Source organism: Streptomyces rugosispiralis (assembly GCF_024505145.1).
Taxonomy (GTDB): domain Bacteria; phylum Actinomycetota; class Actinomycetes; order Streptomycetales; family Streptomycetaceae; genus Streptomyces; species Streptomyces rugosispiralis.
Genome location: NZ_JANIAA010000019.1, coordinates 1 through 16,726, shown reverse-complemented (window position 1 = coordinate 16,726; position 16,726 = coordinate 1). Strand labels below are relative to the sequence as shown.

Here is a 16,726-nt window from a genome sequence, read left to right as displayed (position 1 = left end):
GCCGTCGCGTTCCCCGTGTTCAGACGGATGACACGGCAGATTCCGCGGCGTAGCGAACTCGGTGGCACAGCCCCGGAATCTCGCCCGAGGCGAGCCTCGGAAGCACCTCGGGAAGCTCCTCGAAACCGCATTCTCCGGTGACGAGGGCGTCGAAGGCGGGATCGGCGAGCAGTTCGAGCGCCAGCGCCATCCGGTCGCCGTAGGAGCGCCGGGCGCCCCGGGCCGGGGACACCGTCCCCACCTGGCTGCTGCGCACCGTCAGCCGCCGGGAGTGGAACGCCTCGCCCAGCGGCAGACCGATCCGCCGGTCCCCGTACCAGCTCAGCTCCAGTACGGTGCCCTCCGGGGCGAGGAGCTCGAGCGAGCGCGCGAGCCCCTGCTCGGTGGCGCTGGCGTGCACCACCAGATCGAGGTCGCCCGCCGCCTCCCCGGGGAGCGCGAAGTCCACCCCGAGCGCCCGCGCGACCTCCGCGCGTGCCGGCTCGGCGTCCACCAGTTGCACCCGTACGGCCGGGAACCGGGACAGCACCGCCGCGACGGAGGCCCCCACCATCCCCGCCCCCACCACCGCGATCCGGTCGCCCAGCAGGGGCGCGGCGTCCCACGCGGCGTTCACCGCGGTCTCCACCGTCCCCGCCAGCACCGCGCGCGGCGCGGGCACGCCCTCGGGCACCGGGGTCACCGCGCTCGCCGGGACCACATAGCGGGTCTGATGCGGATAGAGGGAGAAGACGGTGCGCCCGCGCAGGGACGCCGGCCCCTCCTCGACCAGACCCACATTGAGATAGCCGTACTTCACCGGTCCCGGGAACTCGCCGTCCTGGAACGGGGCGCGCATCGCGCCGTACTGGCTCTCCGGTACGCCACCGCGGAAGACCAGGGTCTCCGTACCGCGGCTCACGGCGGAGCACAGCGTGCGCACCACCACGTCCTCGGGTCCGGGTTCGTCCAGGTCCACCTCCCGTATCTCGCCGTGGCCGGGGGAGCGGAGCCAGAAGGCACGGGCGGTGCGCGTCATACGACGTTCTCCTGAGAGGCTGAACAATCGGACGGTGGCCCACGTACGGATGACCATGAAGCCGCGAATACGGTACGCGGCACCCATCCACTCCGCCACACAGCCCGGAGGGTGCACGGTGGCCCTGAACAATCCCTACAACACGACGCTGTTGCGCAACGAGACAGCCGCCGGCGCGGCCGCGCAGCTGCTGTTGCTCGGCCTGCTCGGCACGGCGCTCGACCTGGGACCCGCGGGCTGGCTGACCGGCCTGGCCTTCGCGGTCGCCACCTGGGCGGTGCTCACCCGCGCGCTACAGCGGTCCTGGCTCGCCTCCTTCGGCGCGGCCAACCGCGTCACCCTGGCGCGGGCCACGCTCGTCGGCGGGGTGACCGCGCTGGTCGCCGACTCCTTCGAGAGCCCGACGCCGGTCACCGCCCTGGTGTCCCTCACCGCGGTCGCGCTGATCCTCGACGCGGTCGACGGACAGGTGGCGCGCCGCACCGGCACCTCGTCCTCCCTGGGCGCGCGGTTCGACATGGAGGTCGACGCCGTCCTCATCCTGGTGCTCAGCATCTATGTGGCCACCTTCCTCGGCCCCTGGGTGCTGCTGATCGGCGCGATGCGCTACGCCTTCGTCGCCGCCGCATGGGTGCTGCCCTGGCTGAACGGCCGGCTTCCCCCGAGCACGGCCCGCAAGACGGTGGCCGCGCTCCAGGGCGTCCTGCTGCTGATCGTCGGCGCCGATGTGCTCCCGTATCCGGTGGCCTTCGGCGCCGCCCTGCTGGCCCTGGCCCTGCTCAGCTGGTCCTTCGCCCGCGACATCAGGTGGCTGTGGCGCACCCGGGCGAGCCGGGCGCGGTGAGCCCGGCGGCGCCGACGAGCCCGCCGATCGCTGCCGGGGCCCGCTACCAGGGGAGAGCGCCCTCGATGTCGAAGTAGCCTCCGGTCGGGCCGTCCGGGCCCACCATCGCCATCCGGACGATGATCTCGGCGCCCTCCTCGACGGTCTGGTGGCCGGTGTGCGCGTTGAGGTCCGTCGCGGTGTAGCCGGGCTCCACGGCGTTGATCCGCATCTCCGGGAACGCCTTCGCGTACTGCACGGTGACCATGTTGACCGTGGTCTTCGACGCCGGATACGCGACCCCCGGGTAGGCGTGCGTGGGGGTGTCCGGGGTGGAGACCCGCTCCAGCGAGGCCAGCCCGCTGCTGACATTGACCACGACCGGCGCGGCGGACCGCCGCAGCAGCGGCAGGAAGGCATGGGTCACCCGGACCACGCCGAAGACGTTCGTCTCGAACACCTCCCTCATCATGTCGGCGGTGACCTCCGCGGCGCCGATCACCCCGCCGTCCGGCGTCCGCGCCTCGATACCGGCGTTGTTGATCAGTACATCCAGTCCGCCGTCGGCCTCGACGGCCTTCGCGGCGGCGGTCACGGACGCGTCATCGGTGACATCGAGGACGACCAGCCGCGCCCCCAGCCGCTCGGCGGCTTGGCGTCCGCGCTCGGCGTCCCGGCTGCCCAGATAGACGGTGTGGCCCGCGGCGATCAGGCGGCGGGCGGTCTCGAAGCCGAGACCCTTGTTCGCTCCGGTGATGAGTGTTGTCGTCATGTCTCCAGGCTGCGTCCGGGCCGGGCGGTCAGCCAGGTGCTCTGTCTTCCTGGGACCGCGGGTACCAGGCTCGTCCGCGGCCGGCGGTGCAGACTGGTGACCATGGCGACCACGGAGTTCGGACAGGCGGTACGGCGCTGGCGGGACCGGGTCCCACCGGAGGCCGCCGGACTGCCGGCCGGTGGGCAGCGGCGCGCGGCCGGGCTGCGCCGTGAGGAGCTGGCCCTGCTCGCCGGGATCTCCGTCGACTACATCACCCGCCTCGAACAGGGCCGGGCCTCCCATCCCTCGACCCAGGTCGTCGAGGCCCTGGCCAGGGCCCTGCGGCTGTCGGCGGCCGAGCGCGCCCATCTGTTCCGGCTGGCCGGGCTGGCCCCACCGGGCCCGGAGACGGTTCCGGCGTACATCACCCCGAGCGTCCAGCGGCTGCTGGACCGGCTGACCGGAACGCCCGTGGCGGTGAGCGACGCGTCCTGGACGCTGCTCATGGCCAATCCGCCGTACGTGGCCCTGAGAGGCGATCCGTCCCGGTGGCGCGGCAACGAGCGCAATGGCGTCTGGCGCCATTTCGTCAGCGAGGACACCGGCTCCCGGCAGACGCACGAGGCCCGGAGCGAGTTCCAGGCCGCCCTGGTCGCCGACCTCCGTACGGCCGCCGCCCGCTACCCGGCCGACCAGCGGCTGCGGCGGCTGGTCGCGGAGCTGCGCGCGAACAGCGAGCGGTTCGCCGAGCTGTGGGACTCCGGCAGGGTCGGCCACCACGAGGCGTCGCGCAAGACCATCGACCATCCACGGGTGGGCCCGCTGACGCTGGACTGCGATGTGCTCACCGTGGCGGGCAGCGATCTCCGCATCGTGGTCTACACCGCAGAGCCGGGCACCGAGGACGCCGAACGCCTCGCCCTCCTCACGGTGCTCGGCACCCAGACACTCACCGGCTAGCGGCGCCCGTCGCACGGTGCCGCCCGCGGCGGGCTGTTCCCCTCCCCGCCCCTTCCCACAACTGGGGCTCCGCCCCAGCCCCCGGCGGTGTCGCGGGTGGTGTGGTCGGGGTCCTGGTTGGTGAGCTGATCGCGGCGGCGGTCGGCTCTTTGCCCGTCGGGGTCCGTCGCACGGTGCCGCCCGCGGCGGGCTGTTCCCCTCCCCGCCCCTTCCCACAACTGGGGCTCCGCCCCAGCCCCCGGCCGGTGACTGATCGCGGCGGCGGTCGGCTTGTCGGCCCCTGGGGGCCAGGGGGAGCGAACCCCGGGGCTCCGCCCCGGTCCCCGGCCGGGCGGCCCAGGTGCGGGCGGGCGTCCGCCCGGGTCATCCGCCGCGTCGGCGTGCCGGCCGCGATCAGCCGCCGGTGCGGGTGTTCACGGCTCGACGGTCGGCTCGTCGATCCCCGGGGTCCAGGGGCGGAGCCCCTGCCACGCGGCGGAGCCGCATCTGGGCACCGCGGGAAGGGGCGGGGAGGGGAAAGATCCGCCGGTCCCGCCGCTCGCGCACGACGGTCCGGGGCGGCCCGGGGTGGCCCGGGGTGGCGCCGGGCGGTACGGAGGCACCCTCGCACCCCCGAATCTGGCGATGAGATTTTCATATTTGCGTAATTGGATCGCTGCGTTCCGTAAGATTTTAGGCTCATCCGATGCACGAACCGGCGTTGGTACGCGCTATCTGAACAGAGGGCGCAACACCGCGCACTCGCGGGGCGTGTGGGGGCCACCCCCGTACGACGAACAGAAGGACAGCGAAGTCCGGTGAATCTTCAAACCGTGGTGAACGTCGTCACCGCCGTACTCGTCACCCGAGTATTCGGCAGTGACGCCATCGCCCTCCTGCGCCGCGCGGCCGCGATGGGAGTCCGCGTCGGCGTATCGGAACTGCATCGCAACAACCCGGAGGGAGGGGAGCGGTGACCAACGACTTCCCGCGCTCGCGCGAGATCACCTCGATGACCACCGGACTCCCCGCCGACTTCCGTGCCTTCCACCAGCTCCACCGGAAGGCGTACATCGACCGGGCCATGGTCTACCTCGGCAACCACGCGGACGCCGAAGAGGCCGTCGACGCCGCCTTCGAACAACTCCTGCGCTGCTGGCCCAGGGTGCTGACCATGGAGAACCCGGCCGCCTACGCCTGGAAGGTCATGAAGAACCGGGTCATCGACCTCGCCCGGGCCCGCAACCGGGGCCCCGCCCTCCTGGACAACGCGACCTTCGAGACCGCGATCCTCAAGGACGCGGTCGACCCCATCGCCGCCCTGGAGGAGAGCCTGAACCTCTATCAGGCGATCAAGAAACTCCCCGAGCGCCAGCAGGACGTGGTCATCCTGCTCCACTGCCGCGGCTACAGCGTCGCCGAGACCGCCACCCACCTCGGCATCACCGAGGCCGGCGTCCGCTCCACCGCCCGCTACGCCCGCCGCCGTCTGCAACAACTCCTGGCCAAGGACAACCGATGACCTCACCCATTGACCGCATCCTCGCACGGGCCCTGCTCAACCCCGCCCCTCCCATCGACTTCGAGGCCGCCGAGGCCCGGCTCGCCGCCCGCCACGCCAACCCCGGTGGCACCCCGCCCCAGGAGCGCCCCCCACAACAGGCCCGACGGACCGCCGCGGCCACCGGAGCCGCGGCGCCGGGCGCGGATGAGCGGATGGCGCAGGACCTGCACACCCTGTGCGAGGCGATCATCGCCCGCCCCGACGCCCTGACCCAGCTGCGGGACTTCCTCACCCGCCGCATCCTCGAACCGCCCGGCTCCCGGGTTCTGGGATGCGTGCTCCAACTGGCCGGGCATGAGGACCACGCCCAGTTCTGGTGGCAGTTCGCCGCCGGGGCCGGCGACCCCGCCGCCGCGTACTGCCTCTACCTCCACCACATGGCCCTGGGCGAGGACGGCCAGGCGCACGCATGGCTCGAGTGGTGGCACGAGCAGGCGGGCAACGACATCCCGCCGGTCACCGACACCGTGGAGGACTGGACCGCCACCGACCACGAGATGGCCGCCGCCCTCCGCATCCTGCACGGCCTGAAGAGGGGACAGGAGGTGCCGCCCGCCACCAGGGCGGTCATCCACTACGTCGCCGAGGCCGTCGACTTCACCGACGACCCCGACATCGACCTCCCGCTGCCGGAGCCGGGGTTCGCCGACCGTATCGAGGACCTCACCACCACCAAGACCCCCACGGACGCCGCGCCTCCCGCCGACCGTGCCGTGCTGCCGGAGCGGCCGCGCAGCGGGTCGCCCGCGTAGCGGCCATGGCACAAAGAGCCGGCGGCCGGAGAATGTCTCCGGCCGCCGACTCCCGTACCCGAAGGCGCAGAACTCCTCGGCGCGCCAGCTTCGGCTCGGCGCGCCACCCTCAGCGCTGGGCCACCAGATCCCTGAGCGCGACGTTCAGCTCGAGGACGTTCACCCGCGGCTCGCCGATGAACCCGATCGTGCGCCCCTCGGTGTGGTCCTCGATCAGCCTCTCCACCTGGCCGACGGACAGCCCGTTCCGCTCCGCGACCCGGTGGACCTGGATCTTCGCGTACCGCGGGGAGATGTCCGGGTCCAGACCTGAGCCGGAGGACGTCACCGCCTCGGCGGGGACCTGGGACGGCTTGACGGTGTAGCCGGGCACCGAGTTGTCCCTGACGACCGCGGCCCTGGCGTCCCGCACCTGCCGGAGGAGGTCCTTGCTGTCGGCGGAGAGGTTGGTGGCTCCGGACAGCAGCAGCTTGTACCGCGTGTTGACGCTGTTGCTGCCGAGGCCGTTCGCCGGGCGTCCCTGGAACCACCTCAGATCGGGGTCCGGGGTCTCCTGCCCCTTCTTCAGCGGCAGGTGGTACGACTGCCCGATCAGCGAGGAGCCGACGACCTTGCCGTGCGCCGTGATCTCGGAGCCGTTCGCCTTGTCGTGGAACAGCCCCTGGGCGACGCCGGTGACCACCAGCGGGTAGATGACGCCCGTGACCAGGGTCAGCATCAGCAGGGCGCGCAGCCCGGCGCCGAACAGCCGGACGGTGTTCGTGACGGAATGGTTCATGGCGATCAGCCGATCCCGGGGATGAGGGAGATGAGGATGTCGATGATCTTGATGCCGACGAAGGGCGCGATCAGGCCGCCGAGACCGTAGATCCCGAGGTTGCGCCGCAGCATCCGGTCCGCGCTCATCGGCCGGTAGCGCACGCCCCGCAGGGCCAGCGGCACCAGCGCGATGATGATCAGCGCGTTGAAGACGACCGCGGAGAGGATCGCCGAGTCCGGCGAGGACAGCTGCATGATGTTCAGCTTGTCCAGGCCCGGGTAGACCGCCGCGAACAGCGCCGGGATGATCGCGAAGTACTTCGCGACATCGTTGGCGATGGAGAAGGTGGTCAGCGCGCCCCGGGTGATCAGCAACTGCTTGCCGATCTCCACGATCTCGATCAGCTTGGTCGGGTTGGAGTCGAGGTCGACCATGTTGCCGGCCTCCTTGGCGGCCGACGTACCGGTGTTCATCGCCACCCCGACGTCCGCCTGCGCCAGCGCCGGGGCGTCGTTGGTGCCGTCGCCGGTCATCGCGACCAGCTTGCCGCCCGCCTGCTCCCGCTTGATCAGGGCCATCTTGTCCTCGGGCGTGGCCTCGGCGAGGAAGTCGTCGACGCCCGCCTCCTCGGCGATCGCCTTGGCCGTCAGCGGGTTGTCACCCGTGATCATGACGGTCTTGATGCCCATGCGGCGCAGCTCGTCGAACCGCTCCCGCATGCCCTCCTTGACCACGTCCTTGAGGTGGATGACGCCCAGGACCCGGGCCCCGTCGGCATCGTCCACCGCCACCAGCAGCGGGGTGCCACCGGCCGCGGAGATCCGCTGGGCGATCCGGTCCGCGTCCTCGGCGACCGTACCGCCCCGCTCCCGGACCCAGGCGACGACCGAACCGGCCGCCCCCTTGCGGATCTTCCGCTTGTCGACGTCCACACCCGACATCCGGGTCTGCGCGGTGAACTCGACCCACTCGGCGCCCACCAGCTCGCCCTGGTGGCGCTCGCGCAGCCCGTACGCCTCCTTCGCCAGGACGACGACGGACCGGCCCTCGGGCGTCTCGTCGGCCAGCGAGGACAGCTGGGCGGCGTCCGCCACCTCGGCCTCGGTGGTGCCGCGCACCGGCACGAACTCCGCCGCCTGCCGATTGCCCAGGGTGATGGTGCCGGTCTTGTCCAGCAGCAGCGTGGAGACGTCACCGGCGGCCTCGACCGCCCGGCCCGACATCGCCAGCACATTGCGCTGCACCAGCCGGTCCATGCCCGCGATGCCGATCGCCGACAGCAGCGCGCCGATCGTCGTCGGGATCAGACAGACCAGCAGCGCCACCAGCACCACCATCGTCAGATGTGAGCCCGCGTAACCCGCGAACGCCGGCAGCGTGGCGCAGGCGAGCAGGAACACGATGGTCAGCGAGGCGAGCAGGATGTTCAGCGCGATCTCGTTGGGCGTCTTCTGCCGCGCGGCGCCCTCCACCAGGTTGATCATCCGGTCGATGAAGGTCTCGCCCGGCTTGGTGGTGATCCTGATGACGATGCGGTCGGACAGCACCTTCGTCCCGCCGGTCACGGCCGAACGGTCGCCGCCGGACTCCCGGATGACCGGCGCCGACTCGCCGGTGATCGCCGACTCGTCGACCGAGGCGACGCCCTCGACGACATCGCCGTCGCCGGGGATGACATCACCGGCCTCGCAGACCACCAGATCACCGATGGTCAGCCCGGTGCCGGGGATCCGCTCCTCCGAGCCGTCCCTGACCAGCCGTCGCGCGACGGTGTCGGTCTTGGCCTTGCGCAGGGTGTCGGCCTGCGCCTTGCCACGGCCCTCGGCGACCGCCTCCGCCAGATTGGCGAAGATCACGGTCAGCCACAGCCAGGCGCTGATCGCCCAGCCGAACCAGTCGCCCGGGTCGGTGAACGAGAACGCGGTGGTCAGTACGGACCCGACCAGCACGACGAACATCACGGGCGACTTCACCATCACCCGCGGGTCCAGCTTGCGGAAGGCGTCCGGCAGCGACCTGAGCAGCTGCCGGGGGTCGAAGAGGCCGGCGCCGACGCGGTCCTCGGCCGGGGTGTGCCCGCTGGGAACGCCGCCGTGCGGCGCCCTGGTCGGAGTGGCAGTGGACATGGAGTCCTCGTGGTTTCCTGTGCGGGTGGTCATCACGCCAGCCCTTCGGCCAGCGGGCCCAGCGCCAGCGCCGGGAAGTACGTCAGACCGGTGATGATCAGGATCGCGCCCACCAACAACCCGGTGAACAGCGGCTTTTCGGTGCGCAGGGTGCCCGCGGTGGCCGGGACCGGCCGCTGCCCGGCGAGCGAGCCCGCGAGCGCCAGTACGAAGACCATGGGCACGAAGCGGCCGAGCAGCATCGCGAGCCCGGTCGTGGTGTTGTACCAGTCGGTGTTCGCGTTCAGGCCCGCGAAGGCCGAGCCGTTGTTGTTGGAGGCGGAGGTGAAGGCGTACAGCACCTCGGAGAAGCCGTGCGCACCGGAGTTGAGCATCGAGTTCGGCGGCGTCGGCAGGGCCACGGAGGCGGCGGTGAAGATCAGCACCAGCGCCGGGGTGACCAGGATGTAGCAGGCCGCCAGCTTGATCTCCCGGGAACCGATCTTCTTGCCCAGATACTCGGGCGTACGGCCGACCATCAGCCCGGCGATGAACACCGCGATGATCGCCATGATCAGCATTCCGTAGAGCCCGGAGCCCACCCCGCCGGGCGCGATCTCGCCCAGCATCATGCCGAGCATGGTGATGCCGCCGCCCAGCCCGGTGAAGGAGGAGTGGAAGGAGTCCACCGCTCCGGTCGAGGTGAGCGTGGTCGACACCCCGAAGAGCGCCGAGGCGCCGACCCCGAACCGGGTCTCCTTGCCCTCCATCGCACCACCGGAGGCCTGCAGCGCCGGGCCGTGGTGGGCGAACTCGGTCCACATCAGCAGGGCGACGAAGCCGACCCAGATGGTGACCATGGTCGCCAGGATCGCGTAACCCTGCTTGACCGAGCCGACCATGACACCGAAGGCGCGGGTCAGCGCCAGCGGGATGACCAGGATCAGGAAGATCTCGAAGAGGTTGGTGAACGGGGTCGGGTTCTCGAACGGGTGGGCGCTGTTGGCGTTGAAGTAACCGCCGCCGTTGGTGCCCAGTTCCTTGATGGCCTCCTGCGAGGCCACGGCGCCGCCGTTCCACTGCTGCGAGCCGCCCATGAACTGGCCCACCTCGTGGATGCCGGAGAAGTTCTGGATCGCCCCGCAGGCGACCAGCACCACGGCGGCGACCGCCGCCACCGGCACCAGCACGCGGACCGTGCCGCGCACCAGATCCGCCCAGAAGTTCCCGAGCTCACCGGTGCGGGAGCGCGCGAAACCACGTACCAGCGCCACCGCGACGGCGATGCCCACCGCCGCCGACACGAAGTTCTGCACGGCCAGCCCGGCGGTCTGCACGACGTGGCCCATGGCCTGCTCGCCCGCGTACGACTGCCAGTTGGTGTTCGTCACGAAGGACGCGGCCGTGTCGAAGGCCTGCGCGGGCTCGATCGAGGAGAACCCGAGCGAACCGGGCAGGCTGCCCTGCAGCCGCTGCAGCAGATAGAGGAAGAGCACCCCGGCCGCCGAGAAGGCCAGCACCCCGCGCAGATACGCGGTCCAGCGCATCTCCGTGTCGGGGTTGGCACCGATGCCCTGGTAGATCCACTTCTCCACGCGCAGATGCTTCTCGGAGGAGTAGACCCTGGCCAGGTAGTTGCCGAGGGGGACGTAGGCGAGCGCCAGCGCCCCTATGAGGGCGAGCAGCTGAAGCACGCCGGCGAGTACGGGACCCATTTCTGTTCTCAGAACCTCTCCGGGAAGATCAGGGCGAGGACGAGATAGCCCAGCAGGGCGACGGCCACGATCAGGCCGACGACGTTTTCGGCGGTCACAGCTTCGTCACCCCTTTGGCGACAAAGGCCACCAGCGCGAACACCGCGATGGTGACGACGACGAAGGCCACATCGGCCATCGCGAGCTCCTGGAAAGAGGTCGGAGGAGATCCGCGAACGCGGATCGAACGGACAACGCAAGAAGGAAACCCCGTTCCATGGCCGGATCCGGGCGTCGTTGACGGGTCCCATACGGCGATCGGCGCGCCTTTGACGCGGCTCTTACGGGCGCCGCGGCGAGGGGTGGCCGGAACCGATCGTTCTGCCGCCGTAGGCGGGCGGCACGACGAACACCCGCGCCCGGCGGGAAGCCGGAGGCGGGTGTCACGGTGTGTGTGGCGTCCGAGGGGGCGGGTCTCGGCCGAGTTGGTGTTCGCGTGACGCCATTCCGGCCCAAGCGGCGGGCCGAGAGGGCCGGAATGGCGTCACGGGCGCGTCGTCGGCTATCCGGCGGCTCCGGGCGGACCGGGATTGTCGAGGGTGAGCGCCGTGCAGCGCACCCCGCCCCCGCCCTTGCGCAGTTCGGTGGTGTCCAGGTCCACCACCGTAAGGCCGCGTTCCCGCAGGACAGCGCCGAGGCGCGGCGCGCCCCGCGTCATGGTCACCGTGGTGCCGTCGCTGACCAGGTTGAGCGCGAAGGCCTGGGCGTCCTCGGCGCCGACCTCGATGAGCTCCAGGCCCAGGTCCTTCAGCCGGCCCCGGCTTTCGGTCTCCAGGGCCGGGGGGTGGTAGGCCAGGGTGTGCTCGTCGATGACGGCGACGGCCAGATCGAGGTCGTACCACTTCTCGCTGACGGTCCGCAGCGGCACCACCTCGTGGCCGAACAACTCGGCCAGGAAGCCGTGCATCCGCCGGTCCGTTCGCCGTCCGTACCCGGTCAGCAGGAAGCGGCCGCAGACCAGGGCGTCACCCTGGCCGCTGAAGGCGTACGGCGCGTCGAAGACGTCGAACTCGTTCTCCTTGAGCCAGGAGTGGAAGTACGGGATCTCCTCCAGCCGGGCGGCCGGGGGGTTGCCCAGCACGGCGCGACGATCGCAGACGAACGCCCCGTTGGCCGTGTAGACCATGTCCGGGCATTCCGGGGCCGACTTCATCGTGCGTACCGTACGGCCGGCCGACCGGTGCGCCGCGGCGATCGCCTCGTGCTCGGCGAGGGCCGCACCGCTATCGGGCTGGCAACTGCGGTCCATGTAGGGGTTTATCTCGTAGCTGATCCTGAAGTGCGTGGCGTCGGACATGAGCAGGTCGCGGTTCATCAGGTCTCCGACCGATAGGAAGGGGTGATGGGCGAGGCGACGATGCGGTGAAGGTGCGCGCGGGGTCCCCGGACGGTCGTGTGCGCCGAGAGGCGACAGCGGAGAGCCGATAGGAAGATCCGCGGAACTCGACGGGACATCAACCGGGCGTGAGCGTGGCGTCATCGCGTCGTCAGGGAGGCGTCAGCGTACGGAGAGCGGGGCTCTCTTCTCCTCCTCGCGCTCGGCGTCCGCATGGCCGGGCTCTGTCTCGGCGAGGGCCTGCCGGGCCGCGCTGTCCAATGTGACCAGCACCCATTTGTCGAAGTCGAAGCCACATTGCTCGGCGGCCCTGCGCCATTGGGTGAGCCGGTCGCCCGGAACGGGGAGCCGCTGGATGTTCGACTCGTCCTTGCAGTTCCGTCCTTCTTCGCCCTGGGCGTCGCGAATGGAATTCCGCAGTTGCTTGGTGCTCCAGTTCTCCCGCTCGGCTCGGTCGAGCCACCGTTCCTGCTCGTCCACCGGAAGGGAGGCGACTTCGGCGTGGTGCTGGAAACTCAGCCGGGACCGGCGTCGACTCAGTTCGAATCGCCTGGACACCCAGGCGTAATTGCGCAGCGTTTGGTACTGTAACCCGGCCGCCCGGACACCCCGCTGATAGCGGTCGGCGAAATGGTCCTTCCCGTAGACCAGCCAGTCACCCAGCCACCAGACCGAGGAATTGATGAGCCGGGATATCTGCAGTCCGGCGCGCTGCCAATCCTCGAAGGTCAGCTCGGCGGGCATCTGAAGTCCGACGCCCGTGGTGAGCACCTGGCTGCGGCCCAGGTCACGGGCTCCGTTGGCCCGGCGCTGCTCCGACCGCAGTGGCAGTGACTTTCTGGACGGCGCGTGTTTCGTGTCCTGAGTTTCCGTTTTCGCGTCCATTGCATCCCCCATTTTGTTGTGAACGGACGGTTTCTGGACCAGGAGTGGATTCCGCTGTTCGGTCGGTGAAGTTATCGGTGCCGCGGCCCTCCGGGGGTGCTGGTCCGACCATGGGACCTGCACGTGTCGGGGGCGGTGCGCGGGTGCTGCGGCGGGCGGAAAGAAAGCCGCCGGTTTGTCACGCCGAGCTTGAAGATCAACCGCGCGCCCAGAGGATCGATCATGAGAACTCGAGACCAGTCCTCGCCAGCAGAATGTAACCCATATCGCGAAGGCAACGTAACCCATATTGCGCCACAGCGGTACCATTGTGGTGTCCTTCCTGTCCCTGGCGCCGGGCGACGGGAAGGCAGTGCGCGAGGGAATGGAAGCGAGGGATGGTGGAAATGGGGGGATGTAGACCGGTTATCGTCCCCGCCGCCATGCTCGGACGCTCACCGCGGAATATCTGGCTCCGGGAGCGGTTCGCCAGGGGGTCTGATCGTGATGACGCCATCTCGTGGGCAGAGTGACTCACCTGATGGGACACGGTTGTGCCATAATGCAGCCATGGAAATGCGGCCTTACGTAGACGAGCTCTGTCACGAGTTCATGGATGCCGCCGCCGGAGGCGGTGACGACGCTCGTGCGCTCGCCGAGCGGCTCGTCGGGCCGCTCGAGAAGGCCACCCGGCTCACCCTCCTGAAGGCGCTGTCCGCGGCCGCTGACGAGATCACCCGCGACTTGGCGCCCGGCTCCGTGGATGTCCGGCTGCGCGGGCTCGACCCCAACTTCGTCGTCACGCTGCCTCCCGCCGACGAGCCGTACGAAGGCGAGGGGGAGGACTACGAGTTCGCGACGGGCGGGACTCCGGCCCCCCGGCCCGCCGAGGGCGCGGTCGGAGAGGTCGCCGGCGGTACCGCGCGGATCAACTTCCGTCCCCCGGAGCACCTCAAGGGCCTGATCGACGAGGCCGCCGGCAAGCAGGGTCTCTCGGTGAACGCCTGGCTCGTCCGGGCCTGCAATGCCGTGCTGGCGTCCGAGAGCCACCGCGGTGAGCGGCGCGCCCCCCGGGGCGGGCAGCGCTACTCCGGCTGGGTTCGCTGACCTGTGCCGGATCCTCGCCGCCCCGAGCGGAGACGCGCTGCGACCTCATCAAGAGAGTAGAGACATGCCCGCCTACGAGACCCCCGAACCGATCTCCGTCACCATCGAGTTGCCCGTGGGGGACATCCGGATCGTCGCGAGCGACCGCGCGGACACCGTGGTCACGGTGGTGCCGACGGATGCCACAAGGGATTCCGACGCCAAGGCCGCCGAGCGGGTCTCTGTCGACTACTCGGGTGGCCGACTGCTTGTCAAGGCCCCCAAGCAGTACCTTCCGTTCGGCCACAGCGGGTCGAGCGACGTGCGCATTGAGATGCCGGCCGGGTCGCGGCTGCGGGGCGCGGTCGGTTCTGCCGCGCTGCGCTGCGACGGCCGGCTCGGTATGTGCCACTTCAAGTCCGGGATGGGCGACATCGAGCTGGAGGAGACGGACGGCCTGTACCTGGAGGCGAGCAGTGGCGATGTCACCGTGCGCCGGGTGAACGGCCGCGCCGACGTCACCCTGGGGAGCGGCACCGTGCGGCTGGCCGAACTCGACGGCCCCTCGGTGATCAAGAACACCAACGGGGACGTGTGGGTCGGCGTGGCGCATGACGACGCTCGGCTGACCGCCGCCAACGGTTCGGTGTCCCTCGACCGCGCACACGGCTCGGTCGAGGTGAAGGTCGCCAACGGCAGCATCGGGCTCGGCGAGGTCCAGCGCGGCTCCATCGGCGTCGAGACCGGGGTCGGCGAGTTGGAGGTGGGTATCCGGGAGGGTACCGCCGCTCGGCTCGATCTGCGCACCCGGCGCGGTACCGTACGCAACTACCTCACCTCCGCCGACGGGCCCATGCCCACCGAGGAGACCGTCGAGGTACGGGCCCGCACCTCCATGGGGGACATCGTCATCCGCCGGGCCTGACGTCCCGCCCCTTCGTGGCACATAGGTGCCGAGTGCCCATCGGCTGTTCTCGCGGCATCCCCCGGGCGGCATCCCCCGGGCGGCATCCCCCGGGCGGCATCCCCCGGCATCCCCCGGGCGGCAACTGCCCTCCTCCCGGCCTTCCGCCGACGCCCATTCCCCGCCTTCTGCCAGGTTGCCCCGGCCGGTCTCGTGGCCGTTGCACATGCCTTCCCTCGGGCGGCACTGTCCTGGCGACGGGACACTCCTGGGCGACGGTGACATCGCTTTTTCCTGACGCCTCCAGGGACGCCTTCCTCTCGCTGGACGCCTCGCGTTACGGTGACATTTGCGTCGGGGTGCACAACCGCATTGGCGGGCTTCTCCTCGTATCCCGAGCGCGGCGCCGACACGGAAATACCTCGACTGCGCCTCCAGCATTCACAGTGCTGTGACCGAGCTTTTCTTCAGCATTTTGGTGTCATTCCTGGCCCTGCCGTATGCCACCGAGGACCCGCGGAGGAAGAATGCAAACCGGTACGTGTGCAAGCGGCACGAGTCTGGCCGTGGAGAGTCCCTCCTTGTGGCGGGCCCGTCGCACCGACATGAGGCACCGGCTGATCTGCTTCCCGCACGCGGGTGGCGGTGCCGGCGCCTACGCCGACTGGGCGGACGGTCTGCCCGCCGGGATCGAGGTGACGGCCGTTCAGTTACCTGGCCGTCAGAACCGCGTGGACGAGGAACTGCCCACCCAGGTCGGCCCCCTGGTCCGCTCGATAACCCAGGCGCTCCGACCGCTTCTTGGCTGCTCGTTCTCCTTCTTCGGCCACTCCTGCGGCGCCCTGCTCGCCCACGCGGTGGCGCAGGCGCTGAAGTCCCGCGGACTCCCCCAGCCGGCCCACTTGTTCCTGTCGGCCCAGGCGGAGCCCGGAGAGATCCAGCGGGGGCCGCAGATGCACAAGTTGTCGGCGGAAGCCTTCCGTGCCGAGGTGTTGCGGCTCGGCGGATTCGATGCGGAGATCGTCGGCGACGACGAGGCCATGGACGCTCTGCTGCCCACTGTCCTGGCCGATTTTCGCCTGTGGGAACAGCACCGCATCAGCCCCGCCCCGCGGCTGGACAGCCCCATCACCGCACTGGTCGGCGACCGCGACAGTCGGGTATCCGTAGAAAGTGTCGAAGGGTGGCATGCGTACACAAATGCGAGCTTCGACACCCGGATTTACCCGGGCGGTCATTTCTATTTCTCCGACGCCCGGATCGGCGCCGAACTGTTTACCTTCATCGGTCGAACCCTGCTGGGCTGACGGCTTCCCACAGAACCGGAGGTGGTCTCTTTGTGCTCCATTGACATGGGCGTTCCGTCGCCCCTTTTCGGTGAGTTGAACGAGACAGGTCCGGGCGCTTGTGGTTCGGTCCCGGAGGTGTTTGCCCGGTGTGTTTCCGAGGTGCCGGATGCGGTGGCGGTGGTGTGCGGCGGGCGTTCGGTGACCTATCGGGAGTTGGATGAGTGGTCGGGCCGATTGGCGGGTGTGTTCGCCGGTCGTGGGGTGGGGGCGGAATCGGTGGTGGGGGTCGCGTTGCCGCGGTCGGTGGAGTTGGTCGCGGCGGTGCTGGGTGTGCTGAAAGCCGGAGGCGCGTATTTGCCGGTGGATCCGGAGTATCCGGCGGAGCGGTTGGAGTTCATGCTCGCGGATGCCTTGCCGGTGCTGGTGGTGACTTCTGAGGAGCTGGTGGCCGAGTTGCCTGTCGGCTCGTGTCCTTTCCTCGCGCTGGACGATCCGGACGTGGTCGCGGAGGTCGCGGCGGCTCGGGTGCCCGAGGTGTCGCCGGTTCCGGCGGATGGGCTGGCGTATGTGATGTACACCTCCGGCTCCACCGGGGTTCCCAAGGGGGTGGAGGTCACCCATCGGGCCGTGGTCGGCCTCGCCGGTGATGCCCGTTTTCGGGGTGGTGCGCATGCGCGTGTGCTGTTGCATTCGGCGCAGGCCTTCGACGCGTCGACGTTCGAGTTGTGGGTGCCGTTGCTGGGTGGTGGGTGTGTGGTGGTGGCGCCGCCGGGGAAGC

Annotated in this window: 17 protein-coding genes; 9 read left to right on the top strand and 8 right to left on the bottom strand. The window is 70.1% G+C overall.

The genetic code is table 11. The features are described from left to right. Positions 1–19 precede the first annotated feature (19 nt). Complete coding sequence (locus tag NP777_RS25615; RefSeq protein ID WP_256652545.1) at positions 20–1,018, bottom strand: zinc-dependent alcohol dehydrogenase; 999 nt, start codon at positions 1,016–1,018, stop codon at positions 20–22. A 118-nt stretch (positions 1,019–1,136) separates the two neighbouring features. Here NP777_RS25615 and NP777_RS25610 point away from each other — a divergent pair, with 118 nt between their 5' ends. Next, positions 1,137–1,862 carry a CDP-alcohol phosphatidyltransferase family protein gene (locus tag NP777_RS25610; RefSeq protein WP_256652544.1) on the top strand — a complete coding sequence of 242 codons (726 nt, stop codon included), beginning with the start codon at positions 1,137–1,139 and terminating at the stop codon, positions 1,860–1,862. A gap of 43 nt (positions 1,863–1,905) precedes the next feature. Here NP777_RS25610 and NP777_RS25605 read toward each other — a convergent pair whose 3' ends face one another. Then, positions 1,906–2,613 (bottom strand): SDR family oxidoreductase, encoded by a 708-nt coding sequence (locus NP777_RS25605; RefSeq protein ID WP_256652543.1) that lies wholly within the window; start codon positions 2,611–2,613, stop codon positions 1,906–1,908. 102 nt (positions 2,614–2,715) lie between these two features. Between NP777_RS25605 and NP777_RS25600 the strand changes: the two genes are divergently transcribed. The 4 genes from NP777_RS25600 to NP777_RS25585 all read left to right on the top strand — a co-directional run bounded on the left by NP777_RS25600 (position 2,716) and on the right by NP777_RS25585 (position 5,850). Beyond that, entirely contained in the window at positions 2,716–3,555 is an 840-nt protein-coding gene (locus tag NP777_RS25600) for a helix-turn-helix transcriptional regulator (protein WP_256652542.1), read from the top strand. A gap of 797 nt (positions 3,556–4,352) precedes the next feature. After that, a complete protein-coding gene (locus NP777_RS25595; RefSeq protein ID WP_198276425.1) occupies positions 4,353–4,511 on the top strand; it encodes a hypothetical protein in 159 nt (52 codons plus the stop codon). After that, positions 4,508–5,056, top strand: coding sequence for a sigma-70 family RNA polymerase sigma factor (locus tag NP777_RS25590; protein WP_256652541.1), 549 nt, complete (start codon positions 4,508–4,510; stop codon positions 5,054–5,056). The genes NP777_RS25595 and NP777_RS25590 overlap by 4 nt, the downstream gene beginning before the upstream one ends. Next, positions 5,053–5,850, top strand: coding sequence for a hypothetical protein (locus tag NP777_RS25585; RefSeq protein WP_256652540.1), 798 nt, complete (start codon positions 5,053–5,055; stop codon positions 5,848–5,850). The genes NP777_RS25590 and NP777_RS25585 overlap by 4 nt, the downstream gene beginning before the upstream one ends. A 109-nt stretch (positions 5,851–5,959) precedes the next feature. Here the strand turns inward: NP777_RS25585 and NP777_RS25580 are convergent, their stop codons facing one another. From NP777_RS25580 to NP777_RS25555, 6 genes are all read right to left on the bottom strand, one after another. Further along, positions 5,960–6,628 carry a potassium-transporting ATPase subunit C gene (locus NP777_RS25580; RefSeq protein WP_256652539.1) on the bottom strand — a complete coding sequence of 223 codons (669 nt, stop codon included), beginning with the start codon at positions 6,626–6,628 and terminating at the stop codon, positions 5,960–5,962. Positions 6,629–6,633: 5 nt separating this feature from the next. Then, positions 6,634–8,769 (bottom strand): potassium-transporting ATPase subunit KdpB, encoded by a 2,136-nt coding sequence (gene kdpB, locus NP777_RS25575; protein ID WP_256652538.1) that lies wholly within the window; start codon positions 8,767–8,769, stop codon positions 6,634–6,636. Then, complete coding sequence (kdpA, locus tag NP777_RS25570) at positions 8,769–10,430, bottom strand: potassium-transporting ATPase subunit KdpA (RefSeq protein WP_256652537.1); 1,662 nt, start codon at positions 10,428–10,430, stop codon at positions 8,769–8,771. The genes kdpB and kdpA overlap by 1 nt, the downstream gene beginning before the upstream one ends. Before the next feature lie 8 nt (positions 10,431–10,438). Continuing rightward, entirely contained in the window at positions 10,439–10,528 is a 90-nt protein-coding gene (gene kdpF / locus NP777_RS25565; protein WP_018566520.1) for a K(+)-transporting ATPase subunit F, read from the bottom strand. Positions 10,529–10,971: 443 nt separating this feature from the next. Next, positions 10,972–11,784 (bottom strand): dimethylarginine dimethylaminohydrolase family protein, encoded by an 813-nt coding sequence (locus tag NP777_RS25560; RefSeq protein WP_256652536.1) that lies wholly within the window; start codon positions 11,782–11,784, stop codon positions 10,972–10,974. Positions 11,785–11,967: 183 nt separating this feature from the next. Continuing rightward, on the bottom strand, positions 11,968–12,690 hold the full coding sequence (locus tag NP777_RS25555; protein ID WP_256652535.1) for an LmbU family transcriptional regulator: 723 nt from the start codon (positions 12,688–12,690) through the stop codon (positions 11,968–11,970). 549 nt (positions 12,691–13,239) lie between these two features. On the opposite strand from NP777_RS25555, the gene NP777_RS25550 reads away from it, so the two are divergent. The 4 genes from NP777_RS25550 to NP777_RS25535 form a co-directional block, all read left to right on the top strand. Beyond that, positions 13,240–13,776, top strand: coding sequence for a hypothetical protein (locus NP777_RS25550; RefSeq protein WP_256652534.1), 537 nt, complete (start codon positions 13,240–13,242; stop codon positions 13,774–13,776). 64 nt (positions 13,777–13,840) lie between these two features. Further along, complete coding sequence (locus NP777_RS25545; RefSeq protein WP_256652533.1) at positions 13,841–14,680, top strand: DUF4097 family beta strand repeat-containing protein; 840 nt, start codon at positions 13,841–13,843, stop codon at positions 14,678–14,680. Positions 14,681–15,264: 584 nt separating this feature from the next. Continuing rightward, complete coding sequence (locus tag NP777_RS25540; protein WP_256652532.1) at positions 15,265–15,966, top strand: thioesterase II family protein; 702 nt, start codon at positions 15,265–15,267, stop codon at positions 15,964–15,966. Positions 15,967–16,107: 141 nt separating this feature from the next. Beyond that, on the top strand, positions 16,108–16,726 hold a 619-nt coding region (locus NP777_RS25535; RefSeq protein ID WP_256652531.1), incomplete at its 3' end, for an AMP-binding protein.

What these genes read in the sequence shown, in the direction of transcription:
- NP777_RS25580 (WP_256652539.1), bottom strand. Translation starts at nt 6,628, where the DNA reads ATGAACCATTCCGTCACGAACACCGTCCGGCTGTTCGGCGCCGGGCTG.
- NP777_RS25550 (WP_256652534.1), top strand. Translation starts at nt 13,240, where the DNA reads ATGGAAATGCGGCCTTACGTAGACGAGCTCTGTCACGAGTTCATGGAT.
- NP777_RS25545 (WP_256652533.1), top strand. Translation starts at nt 13,841, where the DNA reads ATGCCCGCCTACGAGACCCCCGAACCGATCTCCGTCACCATCGAGTTG.
- NP777_RS25600 (WP_256652542.1), top strand. Translation starts at nt 2,716, where the DNA reads ATGGCGACCACGGAGTTCGGACAGGCGGTACGGCGCTGGCGGGACCGG.
- NP777_RS25555 (WP_256652535.1), bottom strand. Translation starts at nt 12,690, where the DNA reads ATGGACGCGAAAACGGAAACTCAGGACACGAAACACGCGCCGTCCAGA.
- NP777_RS25540 (WP_256652532.1), top strand. Translation starts at nt 15,265, where the DNA reads ATGAGGCACCGGCTGATCTGCTTCCCGCACGCGGGTGGCGGTGCCGGC.
- NP777_RS25605 (WP_256652543.1), bottom strand. Translation starts at nt 2,613, where the DNA reads ATGACGACAACACTCATCACCGGAGCGAACAAGGGTCTCGGCTTCGAG.
- NP777_RS25615 (WP_256652545.1), bottom strand. Translation starts at nt 1,018, where the DNA reads ATGACGCGCACCGCCCGTGCCTTCTGGCTCCGCTCCCCCGGCCACGGC.
- NP777_RS25585 (WP_256652540.1), top strand. Translation starts at nt 5,053, where the DNA reads ATGACCTCACCCATTGACCGCATCCTCGCACGGGCCCTGCTCAACCCC.
- kdpB (WP_256652538.1), bottom strand. Translation starts at nt 8,769, where the DNA reads ATGACCACCCGCACAGGAAACCACGAGGACTCCATGTCCACTGCCACT.
- NP777_RS25560 (WP_256652536.1), bottom strand. Translation starts at nt 11,784, where the DNA reads ATGAACCGCGACCTGCTCATGTCCGACGCCACGCACTTCAGGATCAGC.
- kdpA (WP_256652537.1), bottom strand. Translation starts at nt 10,430, where the DNA reads ATGGGTCCCGTACTCGCCGGCGTGCTTCAGCTGCTCGCCCTCATAGGG.